The organism is Roseovarius sp. ZX-A-9, from assembly GCF_028369135.1.
Classification (GTDB): Bacteria; Pseudomonadota; Alphaproteobacteria; order Rhodobacterales; family Rhodobacteraceae; genus Roseovarius.
The window spans coordinates 220,346-238,928 of sequence record NZ_JAPWHW010000001.1; the positions used below are offsets into that span (position 1 = coordinate 220,346).

The 18,583-nt window shown below is 64.4% G+C and carries 2 protein-coding genes (1 of these 2 only partly in view); both read right to left on the bottom strand.

What is annotated here, in order from left to right; translation table 11 throughout:
* Nucleotides 1-372, bottom strand: a complete 372-nt coding sequence (locus O3306_RS01100; protein WP_272002088.1) for a DUF3467 domain-containing protein — start codon at nt 370-372, stop codon at nt 1-3.
* On the bottom strand, nt 369-18,583 hold the 3' portion of the coding sequence (locus O3306_RS01105) for a CARDB domain-containing protein (protein WP_272002090.1). It continues 16,531 nt past the right edge of the window; 18,215 of the gene's 34,746 nt are visible here — the last part of the coding sequence; its start codon lies beyond the right edge, outside the window; the stop codon is at nt 369-371. Before O3306_RS01105 ends, O3306_RS01100 begins: the two co-directional genes overlap by 4 nt.

Sequence of the window (18,583 nt, forward strand, 5' to 3'; positions counted from 1 at the left end):
TCAGTCCTTCAAGGAACCGTAACGTCCCTCGTATTCGTCGATCAACTCGTTGAGAACCTCGCGCAGTTTGCTCGCTGCATGTGGGCTCATGATAACCCGGTGCGCAATCTCGATCTCCAGATCGCCATCGGTCCGGTCCCAGCTCTGGTTGAGGCCAAAGTTGATGACCACCTCCTCGCGGGTCGAGGTGGCGTTGCAGACGTTGCAATAAGAGCTTTTCATCCGGCTGGTATCCAGCTTGACCCGCCGTTCCGTTGCCACGGGTTCGGGGGGTGGTGTCGGCTCCGGCTTGACGGCTTTGGCTTTGGTCGCCTTGGCCGGTTTCGTGCTGGTGTTTTTCTGGTTGTTTGACTGGCCGTTCTTCTGGGTCATTTTGCGCCCTGATCCGATTCGTTCATATCCGAGAGCAGGATAGCATGGCGCGCGCTGCCGTGACCGTTCTTCGTGCGCGCACTGCCCGGACGGGTGGGTACGGCGGCGCTGAGCAGCGCCAGCGCGGTGAAGGACGACAGCCTGTCTTCCGATGGTGCCACATCCAGCGCCGCGTCCTCTTGTGGTGTGGCGGGTGCTGCCTCGACCGAGTCCATCTCGTCAAAGCACATGCGGAACTGCGCAGGCAGATCGCCGGGCTCGGTGATGGCGGCCTCCGTGGCCGCGGCAGGTGTTTGGTCCTTCTGAGGCAGCGGCGCCAGGCGATAGGTATCTCCCGGTTCGGCCCCTTCGGGCAATGCGCCGACGATGCAAACCTCGCCATCCGCGGCGCGCGTCACCTCGCCATGGTCCTGCTGTCCCACAGGGGTGATCCCGTTCAGCCGCCAGATCTGATCGGCGTCACTCAGATCAGCAGGCAGGCCGTCAAAGCACAGCCCGGCGCGGGCGGCACGTGCCGCGGCTCCGGGGTCATCCGCCATGTGCTCGGGCACCAGGCAAAGCGGCTGAGGCGTGGTGTAGCGCAGATAGAGCAGCTGATTGCCACCACCGTCGCCCGTCGCCTCCTGCGCGGCGTCGATCAGGCTCAGCGCATTGCCCGTCGCCAAAGCACTGAAGCTGCGGACCGCAGTATCGCCAAAGGTGCCGCTGCGTCCTGTGCGCGCGCTCAAGGTCTGCAAAGTATCGTCATCCCCGGTCGCCCCACCCTCGGACGGCAGCGGACGCAGCAGGTTGGGGTCGATGAAGGCCCAGGCGCTCAGGCCTTCCAACGAATCCTCGGGCAATGCGGCGAACCGCGCCAAATCGGCGGCGGAAACGGTGCCGTCACCGTCTGCGTCACCGCGCTGCGCCACCAGCGTCAGGGCGCGGGTTTCGGACGCGGCGGGCGCCGGGGCGGCACGGCCAAAGGCACCTTCACCGAAAGCCCGGGCAAAGAGCGCCGGGGCTGCCGGGTCGGCGGTGGCAACGCCGTTGATCTCGGCCACGCGCATACGCAGCGGCGCGCCGGATGTGCCATAGTTCGCACCCGCGTTCATTCGGCCCATCAGCCGCGCAATCTCAACCGTGCCAGCTTCAGGGGCGGTGTCGAACGCGATCCGGAAAGTCGCCTGCCCCGGTGTGCCGCCGGCATCGACCCGCGACACCATCGCGCCGGCCAGTTTCGAGACAAGACCGCTGATCTGCATCAGGTCCGCGTCCCAGCTGACCTGTACCACCATCGACCGCAGCCCGCCCGATTGCGTCATCGTCACAGCCAGCCCCGAACCGCGCACCCCGAGCGCCTGCCCGGCGGTCTGCACCGCGCCCTGAAGTGCCAGCGTAACCGGCGCTTCGGAGATGGTAATGACGCGTTCCTCGTAGCCCAGCGGCCCGGCCTCCAGCACGTCCCAGCGGCTGCGCCAGCCCAGATCGTCGGCGGTCAACCGCAGGCGATACTCGCCCGGTGGCAACGCCCCTTCGGTCGCGAGGAAAGTAAAGCCGCGTTCATCCGCATCCGGCACCAGAGAGCCACGCACCGGATTGCCCTCGGCATCCAGCAGCATCACATCCACCGGCTCGCCGGGGCGCGTGTCCAGACGGTAGGGGTTGGGCAAGCCGGTATCCACCGCCTCGTTGAAGCGCACGTTCACGCCCCACGCGCCCGATGTTACCTGCGTCACGCGCAGGCCGGGGGTGACCACCTCGATCACTTGCGTGGTGCGGCCCTCGGCACCTTCTTCGTCGGTTGCTGTCAGCGTGACTGCAAACCGGCCCAGCCGCATGTAAGTATGGCTGCTGCCGGTGGCCCCCGCAGGCAGCACCTCGGTCGTGCCATCGCCCCAGTCGATGGTCACCGGACCAATCGCATCGCCGCCCGGATCGGTGGCGGCAAAACTGACGCGCGCGGCGGTCTCGACCACGCTCGTGTCAGGTGCGGTCAGTGTCAGGACCGGGGCCGCGTTCTCAACATCCACCGTCAGGGTCTGCCGGGCCTGACCGCCATGCCCGTCATCGGCAAGGATGCGGAAAATGCGCGTCGTGGGCCCATCCGGCGCCGTCCAGCTCAGCCCGCCATCGGCCGTTATCGCCGCGCCCGCCGGGCCGTCTTCCAACGTGTAGGTCAGGAGATCGCCATCAATGTCGGCGGCGGCGATCTGCAACAAGAGCTGATCGCCTTCCTTGACCGTGGCGCGCGCCGTCCCGGCCAATACGGGCGCATCGTTCTGCGGCCGCACGACAAGGCTCAGGATAGCCGGAAACGGTCGGAACACCCCATCGCTGGCGGTAAAGCTCAAAATATCAGTGCCGTTGAAATCGGGCGAAGGCGTGTAGCGCCACACACCCGGCTCCACCGCAACCAGCGTACCGTTCGCAGGGCCTTGGGTGATCTCGATCGTCAGCGGATCGCCCTCGGCATCGGTCACCAGCGGGCGCAGGTCGATCAGGGCCGATGCATCCTCGTCCAGCGTGACGCTGCTGCCGCCAGTCAGAACGGGCGCGGTGTTGTTCAGCGCGCTCGGCACATCAAAGGTCAGCTCCTCGATCAGAACCCGCGCCTCGATGCCACCGAATCCCAACAGATCGAAGGACAGGGCAAAGGCCGCAGGCCCGCCGATCTGTGCCAGATCGACCGTAACTTCACGGACCGCGAACCCGTCGAAATCGACGCCGCGATCGACCACGCTCAGCCCATTGGCGAGGCGCAGTTGCCCGCTGCCCTGCAGGTTCAGCGCCGCATCGGTGTTGCTCAGCCCGCTCAGCACCGTCAGCGGCGTGCCGGAGTTGCGCAAGAGAGCCACCTCGAACGCGTCGGGCGCGGCGTATTCTGCAACGCCCAGTCTGGAGCGGATGGTAAAGGTAAGTTCGCTCGCGCCCGCAGGCACCTGCAAGGCGCGGTAGGTCGATGTGCGGCTGATCGCCGTCTCGACCAGATCAAGCGCGCCCGCAGGGGTCTGCGTGACGTTGCCCAACACGTTCCAGCCCGTATCCCGCAGCGGCAAGGAGCCGACAGGTGGCGCCAGCAGATAATCGCGGTTGCCGGTTTCATCTTCGGCCAGCACCCCTGCGGCACTCGCGGTCCGCAGCATGTCCAGTACCGCAGACACATCCGCCTCCGCACCTGCCTCGGGGTTGTCAGAGGCCAGTCGTATAGCCCCCTCATGAGCGCTCGTCAGGGTGAAATCATTGCGCAGGCCCATGATGCCCGCACCCTCCAGCGGCGCGCCATTGGTGAAGTCATAGAGGTCTGGCAGGCCCAGCGTGTGCGCGATCTCGTGCGCATAGGTCCAGGCGATGGTTTCGGCAAAGGCTTTGATCGGATCAAAACCGTCTTCGCGCGACGGCTTTTTCAGCGCATCAAACAGCGCCTTGGTGTCGATCACCACGCGGTCCGAGTTCCGGTCCGCATTGAAGAGCGCATCAAGGCGGAACCGCTGCTGCGCGGGCGTCAGGATATCATCCACATCGGAGCGCAACAGCGTGGCCAACTCGTCATCGGGGCCGGGATTGACCGGCGTAAAGTCAAAGCTGGCAAAGCCAAGCCGCGTCGCGTCGGTGATCTCGGCCACCTCGTCGACGATATCCTGCAACGGCTCTTCGGTCTCTTCCTTGGCGGCATCTACCTTCTCGCGGGTTTTCTCGGCCTCGGCCTTGGCGGCGGCAATCTTGTCGGTAAATTCGCTGCGCAGCGCCTCGGCCTCGGCCGCATCGCCCGCTTTCAACTCGGTGATGCGCTGGGCCAGCGCCAGAATATCATCCAGCGCCCCGCCCATCAGCGCACCTTGTGCGCCGATCTCGCCCAGCGCGCCGGTAATCGCGCCATCCAGCGCCCCCAGCGCGCCATCGGCGCCGACGCCTGCCGCCTCGGCAGCATCCTTGGCGCTGTTCAGCCGCGCTTCGGTCAAACCCAGTTCGGCCTCGGTACGGCCCCAGGCGGTATCGGCGTCCACCACCTTGCGGCCCAGATCCTTAAGCGTCTCGGGGTCGGTCTCGGCCCGGGCCAGAAGATCCAGTATGCCGTTGCCGTCGCTTTCGATCCCGTTGAGCATCTCGCCCATCTTGGCCAGCGTTTCGCTGTTCAAGCTGAATGCGCCAGATATCTTTTCGCCCAGTTTCGCCATCGGGCTGGCAGCGCCATCGCCCAGCGCGTCCTTGAACAGCCCGGCCAGCATTCCGCTCAGCCCGGAATTGGCAGTTTCCGCCTCGACGAACCACGCCTGCCCGGTTGCGGCGTCTGCCTTGGTCTCGGACAGTTTCTCAAAGAACGAGGATGGCAGGCGATCACCGCCCAGAAAGCCCGACAAATCGCCGAGCATGCCGCTCATCTTACCCATCATGCCCGTCATCGTTTCGCGCATTTCGGTGATCGGCACCGACAGCGGGTTCATCGGATTGCGCTCGCCGGATTCAGCCTCCCCAAGCAGCCCGGTCAAACTGTCCAGCAGCCGCCCAGTACCGCCCAACAGACCACCGGCTCCCTTTGATGACGGAGAGTTTTCTGCATTGAGCGCCTCCGCGATAAGATTCGCGAAATTCGCGGAAAAGATACCGCCACCACCGCCGCCGCCAGAGCCGCCGCCACTGTGCACATCCGAGAGCAGACTGCTGTTGCCGACACTCCCGAGCAGCGAACCGACGCTATTCAGAAGACCGCCCATACCCGAGACCGAGCCTCCAGCCGCGCTCATCTGATTGCTGCCGATCTCGGAAATTTCAGTGAAATTGCCCAACAGACCGTCCACCAGCCCGTTGATGTTGCCCAATGTGCCCGAAATGTTGCCAAGAAGGCCGCCGAGGCTGGCACCTATATCTGTGCTTCCCCCGGCACCACCATCATCGCTGCTGTCACCCCCAAACGCGCTCGACGAGAGCGTCGAAACCGCCTCAAGGAATTTCTGCGTATTCACGTTCAGGTTGATACCGCGCGTCCGGATCTCGGTCAGTTGCTGGGCTCCGGCATCGAAATTGCTTCGCAAGCTGTTTTCGATGGCATCGGCGGTCGCCTCACCGCCATGAGCGCTGTCGCGCGCCCCGTTGGCCATCAGGGCGTGTGACGACTCATAAGCATGCGCTTGCGCTTCCAACCCGTCGGCCTGGTTCAGCACGTCAGTGCCAAGCGTCATCGCCCGCGCGCCGACAGCCTCCAGCGGATCCTTCGCCAGAGTGGTGGCGGCGAGTGTGCCGATGGATTGCACCGACACCTTCTGCATGGTGTCTAAAAACTTGCCCATCTGGGTCTGCATCTCGGACAGAGTATTCTGGCTTTTCTGCACCTCGGTCGGATCAAGCGCGCCGCCCAACGCATCGACCAAACCGCTGATGATCGACTTGGTCTCGCCGAACATGCCGCCCATGCTGCTGAACAGGCCACGGCTTTCGGACACGATGCCGGTAAAGACATTGGCGACCTCGGCCCCGGCCTGGGTGCCTCCAAGCTGGCGTGACAGCCCACTCAGGATGCCACCAATCCCGCCACCGCCACCGCCGCTGGTCAGACTGCTCATCATCTGGGCCAAGCCGCTGTTCGCCGTGTCGCTCAGATCATTGCGCGCCTTGAAACTGGTCCCGCCCATCAGGCCCGAGCTAGAGAGGCTTTCGATCAACTTTCGGCTGCTGGCGCTCATCGCGTCGGTGATCGCGCGCATCTGGTTGAACAGCTGTGTCTGCTCGGCCGTCTGCACCTGTGCTTCGGCCTGCGCCATCAGACGCACCTGATTATCCAGCACCTCCGTCATCGACGGTTCCAGCGTCAGATTGCTGCTGGCCAGATCGCTCATCAAGCTCGTCAGCCCACTGGCCAGATTTTCGAACGCCCCGGCGTCCCCTTCCAGTGCAGCGGCAATATTGGCAAACTCGGCTTCCTCTGCCGCGATCCTGTTCTGCAAATCGCCCGCCGCGCTCACGGCACCACTGACAGCCGCGCCGAAATCATCGGCAAGATCCGAGAACTGATCCTGCTCCGCCTCGTCAGCGACAAAAATTCCGTTCAGCAGGTCCGCCGCCTTGTCGAACTTGGCCTTGGGATCGTCCACACGCGCCTTCTGCTCTTCCAGCGCCTCTTCAAGGCTTTCGCTGGTCTCGGCGGCCCCTTCTTCGGCGTCGGATGGCTCGACCGGCAGGCTTGCACCGGTATCGGAGCCTTGGGTGAACTCGTAGGTCAGGTCGCCATCCGCGCCCTGCGTCACGGTGAACCCGGTTGCGCCCGCCGGGGCCAGCAGCGCGTTAACCTGCTTCTCGATCTCGGCCTTGATCTCGGCCCAGCGACTCGCCGTCAGACCATCAAAGAGCGCGGCAAAGCTCTCTTCTTCGGGCACGTCATCGGCGGCTTCCTGTTCCAGCAGCGCCTCCAGCTGCGTGATCAGCGCGGCGCGCAATGCGGCGGTGTCCAGATTGACCGTCTGCGGCGCGGTGCCGCGCCCTTCGACCTCGTATTCGCCGATCTGATTGCCCTGCCAGAACAGACGGATGATGCCGCTGTCCTCCAGCACTGGCTGCACGGTGCCCGGCGTGGCAAGAACACCGCGTGGAGCGAAGCCGAGGGTCAGCTGCCCCGCCGTGCTTGCGTCGACACTCAGCCAGCCGTCTTGCTGCGGATTGATGATGCTGGCCTCGAATCCGGCCGGATCGGCCAACACACCGCGCATCGGGATGACGATCTGGCGTTCCTGCCCGCTGGTCGTGTCAGCGATCTGCAACGTGCCATCGATGGCCGAGGCATCTCCACCGTCCAACATGTAGAACAGATTGGCCTTTTGCGAGTAGCTCTGCGGCGCGCCCTCGACATCGTACTCAACCCCCATCTGCGCGGTCAGCAGCGAGATACCGTCGATACCCAGCAACTCTTGCAGACGCGCGCGGTCTACCGACGCGCTCAGCGACAGGATTGCCTCGCTTCCGGCCAGCAGCCGCAGCGTCAGCGTGTCACTGGTGGCCCCGTCGAGCATATCCAGCGGCACGTCGGACAGCAATTGCCCATCGCTGCGTTTCCACTCGCCCTGCACCGCACCAACGGTCAGGAAATCGTTCTGCGGGATGCGTATGGTGATGTTGATCGGCTTGTCGTTGTTGTTCGTGATATTCAGCTCGTGCCGGTCGGTGCCGGTGCCTGCCTCCTCGGAGGTCAGGAAGGACGCCAGCCCATCGCCGTTCTCGACCAGCTGCCCCTTATCGTCGAACAGGATGTTCAGGTCTTCGCTATCGCCATCGGTGTCCGTCACCAGCACCTTGCCGTCAAAGCTGATATTGTCGATCTCGGCACGGAATGGGTTGATCTCTGCACCGGAGGCGGTGCCGTTCACGATCACGATGCGGCCAACCTCGCCCACCACCTGTGGCGGCAGTTGGAACATCACGCGCTTGGCCTCTCGCAACTCGCCATCGTCGCGGGCTATGGCGTCTTCCGGGGTCTCGGGCAGCAGGCGGTATAGGACATTATCGACCTCGGCGTAGACGTTCAGCTCGTTGCCGCGGCTGAAACCGGGCTCAGGGGTAACGATAGGGCGCAGCCAGGTCAGGTCGATGCCCAACAGATTCTTGCCTTCAGGGAATTTCAGCGTATTGTGCACCAGGCTGCGGCCCGGTTGCAGCTCAAAGCTGTAGGTCAGCAGATTTTCCTGAATGTATTTCATCAGCGCCGGGATCCGCTTGATCAGTTCGCCGCCGGCGAAACTGGCGATTGAGCTGCCAACGGAAATACTGCGCCTTTCTCGCGCCTCAACGGTCAGCCACTCGGTCAGCGCCGCTTCGGCCTGATTGTTGTCCCGTAAGTTGATCGCCCCGAATCCGCTGAGCGGAGGCTGATTTGGCCAGCTCAGCAATGTCCTGCCGTTGGCCAGATCCGACAGCGCCATTTCCTTGAGGATATCCATCGCGCCGCCGCCGAAGGTCAAATCGTGCAGCTTTAACCCGGTCTTGACAATCAATTTGGAAAGCAGACCAGGCAGATCGCTGATCTTGGATTTTCCTTCGTACAAAAGATTGAGCGCCTCGTTCGTCGCGACATCCCCGGCGCCTGCAATCTCGCTAAATGCGAACACTTCGTTGAGCAGGAAGGTCGCCAGCGTCTTGAGCTTGTCAAACGCATCTGTGGCCACAGCGGTCGGTGAGCTCGCGGCAAAGGCTTCGAATTTCGCCTGCAGCTTGTCAGTATCCAGATGCGGCGTCAGCGAGTTGACACCGGGAATCGGGATCGCCTGCATCAATGTGGCGGCTTCGAAGCCGTCAGCTTGTGGGTTTACCCTGCCTTCCGAGGAAATCCCGCCACCATGGAAGGACCAGCCGGCGATCTCGTAGGCGCTGCGCCCAATCACAGGGACACGGCCATAGAACGGGCGGAACGTGCTCTCGAAATCGCCGTTGAACACGTCTTCAATGATTTCGGTCTGACCAGTCTGGGTGGCGTTCTGGATCTTTGTGGGATCGTATTTCCCGCGGGCGCTGCTGTTGATCAGGCCGCGCAACTCGCTGCCGCCGCCCAGCGAGGAATAGAACCAGCCGGTGCCGACGCCTTCCCACGCGCGGTTGTCTACTGCCGATTGGGCATCAGTGCGCGCGCGGCGCTGCTCGAACTCGCGCGAGACATACCAGCTCTTGAGGTTTGTGTCGTACCCCTCCGAGCTCTTGACGATATCAGCGGGTTTCGGCGCCGTTGCATCGCTGTAATAGCGCGCCAGCGTGCCGAAATGCCATAGATCGCCGGGCGGCGGGAATGCGGTCTTGGTCTCGATGAACCGGTCAGAGGCTTGCCGCCAGATGTTGTCAGGCGCTTGCCCGACGCCGGTATAGGTCTCGGCCCCCAGATCGGCTGTGCCCAGATACCAGCCCACGGCGCGAGCGTTTACAGTGCCAAGGCCCATACCCAGCTGCGGCGTGGCAAAATTGAAGATGCCAAAGCCCAGATCGAAACTGGTGTCAGGTACCGCGTCATCCTCGAAGAAGCCCGGCAGCCCGGTCAGATTCATGTTCACATCAGCGCTGTCCAGCGGCAGACCCCGCCAGCTGAACGAGATTGCCCGTTTGGGATCGACCGCCTGCTGGAAATAGTTGTCGGCGAACCCGACGCCCTTCCAGTTGACCACCTTGGGATCCTGGAAATTGGTATAGTCGAGCACATCAAAGCCGAGCCAGGTCACGGCGGATTTGATGTCACCAACTGTGCTTGCAAAATTCGCTGCCGCTTTGGCATTGCGGAATGCGGCCACGGTGGCAGGTACCGTCACCGGCGCCAGCGTCCCGTAAGACGAGATCGTGCCAAAAGTCTGCACCAAGCCATAGGTGAAGAAGCCGACAGCAACCAGTTTCCCCATATCCTCGACCGCTCCGAGGAAATCGGCGAGCGGCACTCTCATCTGTGGCTGCACGCTGCCCGGGTCGATCGTCGTGGCGTGGATCTCGCCAAGATTATCGGGGCCCTCCAATGCCAACAGGCGCTGGATGATCTCGGAATTGACCGCCGCGCCCCGGTCCTGCCCGATAAAGTGCAACGGAGAGGTCAGCAGCCCGTTCAGTTCGGATTTGTCCAGATCAACGATGTCGGCATAGAACGCATCCGCCGCCGCCTCGGCAAAGCCGGTATCATTGACACTGCTGGCGTCGGTCCAGTCCGTGACCAGTACGATCGACGATGCCGTGTGCGGATCTCCCCGCACCGTGATCCAGTTGCCCAGACGCCGGCCGCCATCGGAACCGATGCCCGGATCATAGACCAGCACTGCCCCGTCCGATGCCTTGGCGATCGACAGCGCAAGGTTGAACATCGACGTCTCGTCGACATTCGGCCCGATGATCGGCGTACTCATCCCGTGGGTCACGATCGTGACACCGGCATAGGCGTCGCCCGGTGCCGGTGTGGCCGGCTCGATCACCAGGCTGGCCTCGAGCGACGCGGTGCGCGGGTGGTTGTTGGAGCCTTGCAGCACCGTCTCGACACCCCAGTAATACTGTTGGCCACGGGTCAGCACCGTGTTGGGCGGCAGGGTGATCTGGAACTTGCCATCGGCAAAATCAGCCATCACTTCTTCGCGCGTGATGGTACGGGTGTAGATCCGGTTGCGGTTGCCCTCGACCTTCAACGTGTCGGTCAGCGGCACACCGTCAAGGCGGCTGTCCACATAGCCCAGCTTCTTCAGCGCTTCGATTTCCGGTAGGGTGCTGTCGCCGACATACAGCCCCTTGTCGGGTGCCGCCACGGCGAGGGTAAAGACCACCTCGACCACCTCATCCAGATCGGTCAGCTCGAAATGGAAGGTGGGCTGTGGGTTCTGCTCGGCAGCATAGCGCGGCAGGTTGATTGATCCGGTGCCGCCGGTAACATTCAGATCGCCGCTGATGCCATCGGGCGCCAGATTGATGATCGACCGGCTCTCGGCCACGGCGCGGGTGATACCGCCGGTAACGATAGGCGCGTTGCGGGCGTTGGGCCCCTCGATCGGGCCGATGTAGGAGCCGCGCCCCTCGAAAAAGAACTTCCCATAAGCGGCGCGCGCATCGATGTCTGTATTGATGTAGTTGCGCAAGTTGTCCGTGATCGGATCACCATCCGAGTCCAGATCATCCACCGGATGATCATAGAGATGCCCCTGCGCATCCTCGTTCTCGATCATCTCGACGATTTCGTCGATCCGGTAGGCCAGAACATTGCCCACGCTTCCGCCCGACATGTACAGGTATTCGCCATCCGACGAGAGGCCGATATCGCTGCCCCAGCTGCTGGGAATACCGCGCGTCGCCGCGACCACCGTGGGCGTCAGTCCGCGCGAAGTGCCCAGCAGGTTCTTGATCACGGCGATGTTGGTGCCCGCCGGGTTGTTCTGGTAGCGCCGCACAGGGTTGTTGTCCGACAGGTTCGGGTTGCGTTCGATAAAGCGCTCGTCGAACCGGCGTTGGCCCAGCACGAATGCGGTCTTGCCATCGTTGGAAAACACGATGTCGATGGGATCGGCAATATCGAAGGGATCGCTGCCGGCATCGTGATCCGCCCCGAGCGGGAAGTTGAACGATACGTTTTCCTCAACCGTCCATTTGCCCGACTTGGTGTCGCGATTCAGGATCGCCAGATTGCCGTTATACGCCCCAGAACTGCCGGTCGTTCCGTCCTGCCGGCCGCCATCCATGATGATCGCCTTGATCTGGTTGTCCTCGATGGCGATCCGTGTCTGCACACCCTGCGGATTGCGCATGAAGGTGCCGTTGCCCGCCCCGCGCCGCCCGAATTCAAACAGCGGAACAGCCCGTGCACTCGCAGCGCTCGGGTTCATCAGCGCGGCCAGATCATAGATCGCGGCGCGCCCGTTGCCGCCGGGATCCGACCGGTCGGCCTGTGTGACGATAAGCTGGGAAAAGTCAGGCGTCAGGGTCGCGCCGGTGATCGGCCAGTCCTCGTCCAGCGTTCTGGTCAGGACCAGCTTGTGATAGCTGGCTGGATCATCGGGATTGATGCCGATGAAATACAGCACCGGCTTGCTCGTGTCGGTGGCAATCAGGAAATTGTTGGCCCGGTCGAGGAAAATCTCGCCGATCCGCGCACCGGGCATCTCGATGAAGTTGGTGCGATCCTTGTCCTCGGGCTTGACGTCGATCTGGCGGTACATCACCGCGTCCACCACAGCGATGCCACCCGCGCCGGCCAGCCCGACATATAGCCGCGTGGCATCCTGCGTCAGCACGACCTTGTCGGGGCGCGCTGATCCCTTCTCTTCGATGGTGACGCCATTTTCGTCCAGATAGCCGACGGGTATGCGCGCGACCAGACCAGGCAGGATGCGGCCAAGCCCGTCATCCACTTCGCGGATCACCACCAGTTGATCCAGCTTGCCCTGAACGGTCGCGACCTCGGCGCCCTCGGGCTGCTCGATCCCGCGTTCCACGGCTACGAACGTATCCGTCTCGCGGCCGCGGATCTGCGCCGCCTCCGAGAACTCCCAGGTGACATCGCGGTAACCGTCGCCCGTGGGCGAATCGGTGGCGTATTGTGTCGGCGTCGGCGCAAAGCCATAAGTCTGAAAGGCGCTGTCGGGGCGCACTACGATGACGCTGCTGACCGCTACATCGCGCGGCGGGCGTACGGTCAGCACATCCTCGCCGCCCTCCACCCTGTAGTCTGCACGCACCGCAACCCCGCCTGACTGCTTGGCGCGCAGAACCGCATCCACCTCGGCCTCACCCGCCTCCAGCATCGCTTGTTGCAACTCGTCACGGTCGAAATTGCCAAAGACCACCCAAGTGGGCAGCGCGTTCGTACTGCCCACGGGGGCCGCCAGACGGTTGCCGCGGATTTCCAGCCGAGGATCGACAACTGCGCTCTCGGCGGTTTGCCCGGTCAGCAAGGTCGTGGTCGAGGTGATCACCGGCGCGGTGCCCGCGATGGCATCCGCCGCGGCACTGCCGACGATGGAAATCACCAGGTCCGCGGCCCCTTCGATGATTTGCAGCACCTTTTCACCGATATATTCAAACGTATCGGCGTTAAAGACCGTGGTAATGATCCCGGTGACCGAGCGCGGCAGGTTCAAAACCATATTGCCGCCGGCATTCATCGCACCCATGACCGCGCCGCCGACGCCACCCAGACTGGTGACAAACGAGCTGGCCTGAACCGCGTCTGTCGCGTTTTTGCCCCGCACGTCAGCGGTATAACCGACCTGACGGGTCAGCGCCTCGTCCACCGTCGCCATGACATATTCGCCCGCAGCGCGCAGCCCGTCAAAGGGTGGCGAAGTGGTACGCGCCATACCGTCCGCTCCGATACGCCCGGTCTCGACCTGCTGATAGCCCTTGACCAGCCCGTCTTCGGTCACGAAATCGGTGATCCGGTAGAAGGCCACCATCGTGCCCTCGGGCAGATCGGTAGGGATCGCCAACTGCGCGGGAATGCGCATCGGTGCGTCTCCGGTATCCAGCCGGAAGGCGCTGGCAAATTCGAACCCGACGCCAGTGGGCAGCGGTGGTGCCTCGACATCCGCCTCGGACAGCGTCTCGATGGTGATCTGGGTATCACGCGGCAGCGCGCCCTCGGCGATGGCCACCTGGTAGCCATCGGCGTTCTGGACGATGCCGCCCTCTTTGCCTACTGGCACAGCATCGCCCACCACGGGCGCGCGCACCTGCACCGGCACCAACAGTTCTGTCGCGCGGTAGATCACCTGCACGATGGTTTCGCCCACCGCCTTGCCAATGATCCGTCCGTCTGCCGTGACCTCGACGATATTGCCGTTCACCACGTATTTCAGAACTTCGTCGCCGCGGGTCTGAATCACGTTCTCGTCGAACGGATCAAACAGCAGCAATTGCCGCTCGGCTCCCGGTGTCACCACCACCGCGTCGGGATAGACATCCGCGCCGTAGGTGATCAGCGCCTCGTCGTAATCGCTCTGCTTGCCGCTACGCACGACAGTCGCCGCCGTCACCGCGCCGCGCGTTGCTGTCAGCAGGCTGAACCCGTCCCCCAGCCCCTCCAACTGCCCGGTGCGCAACCGCGCGACCGCAGGATCGGCGAAATTGACCGTGACATAGCCTTCAGGCAAGGCGGCTGTGCCACCATCGGCAAAGCTGCCGGTGATGTCGAAATCAATTCGCTGCCCATCCGCCAGATAGGGCGTGCGGGTGCTGAACTCGATGCTTTCCAGCGCCGCGCCGGAAATATCTATCGCCAGCGTCTGCGCGCCCGACGACCGGTAGCCATCGCTGGCGCGAATGATCACCCGTCCCGGATCGGTACGCCCGGCCTCGGGAGTGAAACGAATGCTGCGGCCATCGGCGGTCAACGTGGCGGTACCGCCCACCGCGCCGATGATCTCGTAGAAGATCGGATCGCCCTCGGCGTCTTCGGCCATCTGTGCCAACGGAATGTCGATCGCCAGATCCGTGTAGGTCTTTTGCGCCTGCGGGGTCAGCACCGGCGCCGAATTGGGCAAGAGCCCGAAGTTCTGCAACAGCAGCGCCCGGTCTGCCGCATCCGCGACGCCGTCACTATTGATATCCGTGGGGGCCGTATCCTGCGCGCCCAGATCAGTGCCGTTCACCGCCCCGTCACCGTTCAGATCGCCCGCCGCGCTGATAGCGATCCGGTAGGTGCCCGCCGCGCCGCCGGTCAGTTCCAGCCCAAAGAGGCCCGACGCCTCGACGGCAAAGAGCGCCACGGTGGTTCCGCCTGACCGCTCCACGCTCTCGGGTTCCATCCCGCTGAGGGTCAGCCCGGCGGGGGCGGGCCCGTCAATCGCCACCCGCAACAGGATGCGCCCGCTGGCACTCTCAAGCTCGCTGGTGCGGATTGCCAGCGTGCTGCCGTCGCTTTCGCCCGCGCCCAGCACGACGCTGCGCGGTGCGGCCTCGGCCAATGTGCCGAAATGATGCATCGCGGTGCTGACCGTCACACTGCCATCCGCGTCATAGCGATAATGCGCGCCCTCCGGCCCGGTGGCCGCGATCAGCCGCCCGCCCGCTCCTGCCTCGTAGGCGTAGAGCATCGGCGCCCCGACACCCGACCCGCCAGCAAAGCTCAACCGGCCGGCATCGTCATAAAGGTAGATGCGCCGCGATCCGTCGGGCAACGTCAGCCCGGCAATGCCGCCCAGCGGATTGCTGACCACCTGCACCGCGCTGCCATCCGGCGCGATGATCCCGCTATCGGCAATGATCAGGCGCACGCCACCCGTCTCGACCGCCTTGACCGATCCTGATCCGTCAGCGTGCCAGACCGTGCCATCAGGCAGCTCCAGCGTCAGAACCTCACCGCCCCGCCCGAACGGAGTGTAGGGCAGGCCCGAGACGACGGAATACAGCCCGCCTTCGCTCTCGGTCAGCAGCGGGCCATCATGGCTCAGGGTGTAGCCCGCCGTGGGGCTGGCAAACCGCAGTATCGCGCGGTCCAGACCGGCAATGCGTTGCGTTTCGAACTCGGCGGTAAAGACCAGCCGCGTGCCGTCGGGCGCTGTCAGATGCACCCGGTCGCCCTCGCGCAGCGCGCGGTGCTGCCCGCTGGCAGGCCCCGCATCCAGCGCCAGATCGGTCCACCCGGCACTCCACCCCGCGCCGAAATCGCCAAATTTGCCAGCATCTCGGGCATCGTAGATCCGCGTCAGGTCCAGCGTGGCACCGCCCAGCTCTACCGTCGCGTCAACCTCGGCACGGCGCAACGTGGCCGAGGCTGACGGCAGCACCTCGACCTTGCGTTCCAGCACCGATGCCAGGCCAGCCACATCCACCGCCTCCAGCCGCAGAGTGTAGAAACCCGACTGTACCAGCCCCGGATCAAGCTGCCCCACGGGACCGTCCGTGACCGGACCGTCCCCTTCGCCCAGCAGAATGGCGGGCCCCGAGGCGGGCACCAGGATCGCGCGCCAGTTTGCCAGGCTCGGGTCAAGGACACTGCCGATCACCGGACCGGCAGACAGCACCGCGCCATCGGCAATATCCAGCGCCAGATCGGGGGCGTCGCGGTCGGTGGCATCGCGTACGGCGATCACCTTGGTCGTGGTGCCCACGCGCCCGTCGGCATCGGTCACTTCCAGCACCGCCGTCACCCGGCCCGGCGCATCGGGGACAAAGCTGGCGCGATTGAGATCGCTCAGCGCCACCTCTTGCCCGTCGATGGTCAGCCGGTAGGACACGACAGGGACAAAACCTGATCCCGCCACCGACAGCGTGACCGTCTGGCCCGGCCGGGCCGGGAAACGCGGCGTCACGTCCAGCACGGCGGTCGGCAATTGCGCCTCGCGGGTGACGCGCAGTACCATGTTGCGGCTGACGGTGTCCGTGCCATCGAAGGCGGTGATCCGCACCACGTTGTCGCCTAGATCACCCAGTTCGGGCCGGAAGGTCAGAATGCCCGTCGCGGGATCAAAGCTGGCGGTGTCCGGCAGGTTTTCGGCCGCCAGCGTCAGCACGTCATCGGCATCGGGATCGGTCGCACCGACATGCAATTCCAGCGTCTCGCCCAGCACCACCGCGCGATTTTGCAGGTTCAGCACCGGCGCGCGGTTACGGTTCAGCACCTTGACCGACACATCCTGTTCGCTGTCGGCTCCGGCGGCGTCGCGCACCCGGACCTTGATCGTGTAGTCACCCGCCTGCGCGTAGTCTGGCGTCCAGCGGAATTCGCCCGTGATCGGGTCAAGTGTCGCGCCACGGGGCAACGCGCCCACCGGCTCGAACACGACACCGTCACCGTCGATATCGCCCGCCAGCAGGCGGAAGCCGAACTCGGCGCCCTCGCGGCCAGTCTGGGGCGGGGTCTGCACGAAGATCGGCGCGCGGTTGGTATTGGTCACGGTCAGCTTGATCGTCTCGGTCGCCGCCGTATGCCCGTCGCTGGCGGTGATGACGATATCCTCGTAGACGCCCGACTGGAAACTGTGCGGCGTGAAGGTGATTACCCCGGTCAGTGGGTCGATCTCTGCCCCCACCGGCAGGCCGGTGGCCGAGAAGGTCAGCGGATCGCCCTCGGGGTCCGCCGCGCTGATGGTCTGCGTCAGCGTGTCCAGCTCGGCCACGGTCAGATCACCGATCGGTTGCAGGATCGGGCCGCCATTGACCGCGCGCACCGTCACCGGGATCACCAACGTATCACTCAGTGCATTGCCCGGTACGCCCGCGCCAGTATCGGTCACTTTCAGCGTCAATGTATGCGCGCCGATATCTGCCTCGGTCGGTGTCCAGCGCAGGACCGCACGGCCGTAGCCGTTGCCGGCACTCAGCACGGCCCCCTCAGGCAGGCCCGCAATGTTGAAGGTCAGCGGATCGCGATCTGCATCCGTAGCGGTGAATTCATACTCCAGCTGTTGCCCCGGCACCGCGACCAGCCCGCCGACCGGCGCCAGCACCGGCCCCAGGTTCGACGCCTCCACGGTCAGAACAAAGCTGCCTTCGTCGCGCTGCGCGTTGGCCGCCGTCCCGTTGCCGTCATCCTCGACCCGCAGGTCGATGCGCCAGTCGCCCCGGTCCAGTTCCTGCGGCGTCAGGCGCAGCGTGACTTCGCCGCCTGCCGACGTCACCAGTTGGCCGAACGGCGAAGAACCATCCAGCGGGATCGGCGTCGGATCCAGGTCCAGCTGGTCGGCACCCGCCGCGCGGGTCGCCGTCGCCTCGAAGCGCAGCAGGTTGCCGTCGGGGTCAACGGAAGTCAGCGGGATCTCGATCACCTCGCCCCCCGCAACCGTGCGGTTCGGCAGATCGGGCAGTTCGGGCGGACGGTTCAGATCCTCGACATTGATGGTGATGTCGATGCTGCGGCTGGCCGCCACACCGGTGCCGTCGCCATCATCGGTGGCCGTCAGGCGCATCACGTAGCGGCCAGCATCGGCAAAGCCGGTTTGCCAGATGAACTGCCCGGTGCCCGCGTCATAGCTGGCCCCGTCCGGCAGGCCGGTCAGGGTATAGCTCACGCTCTCGCGTTGCGACCCTTCGTAATGCAGTAACGCCCCATCCGGGTCGCGTTCGGGCAGGATATAATCGGGATTGTCAGGGTCCAGTGCCGCCGTGCGGAAGAAGAGCGCCTGCCCCTCGGTGAGCGTCCAGTCGTCAAAGCCCTGCATCACCGGCGCGCCATTGGCGTTGGCGACGTTGATCCGCAGCACGACGCGCGTCGTGCCGGTGCCGTCGGTCACGTCGACCGGCACCTCGTAATTGCCCATCTGGGTATAGCCCGGCGTCCATTCCAGCACGCCGGTTTCGGGGTTGATCACCGCGCCTGCAGGCAGCACCGGCGCGCTGTAGCGCAGCGCGCCGCCCTCGGGGTCTGCGGCGGTGATCGCGATGCGCAGGGGATCGCCTTCGCGCACTTCCAGCGGCAGGGGGGTCGCCACAACGGGGGCGCTATTGCCGGGCCGCACCACGATGTCGAAACTGGCCGTGGTCTGCGCCGCGCCGTCGCTGACGCCGATGGTCACCCCCTGATACAACCCGCGCTGCCCCGGTTGCGGGGTCCAGACCAGCTCTTGCCGGTCCTGATCCAGATACGCGCCGCGCGGCAGCTTGTCGGCAAACAGCAGCAGCATGTCCAGATCGTCGTCGAACGCGAGGAACGGCAGCCGCATCTGCTCGCCCTCGACGAGCTCGATCAGTGCCGTGGGCTGTTCGAGTTGCGGCGCGCTGTTCAACCCCTCCTCGATGGTGATTTCCCAAGTGATCTCTCCGAACCCGCCGGCATCGTCATAGGCGCGCAGTACCACCGGAGTCGTGG

What these genes read in the sequence shown, in the direction of transcription:
- O3306_RS01100 (WP_272002088.1), bottom strand. Translation starts at nt 372, where the DNA reads ATGACCCAGAAGAACGGCCAGTCAAACAACCAGAAAAACACCAGCACG.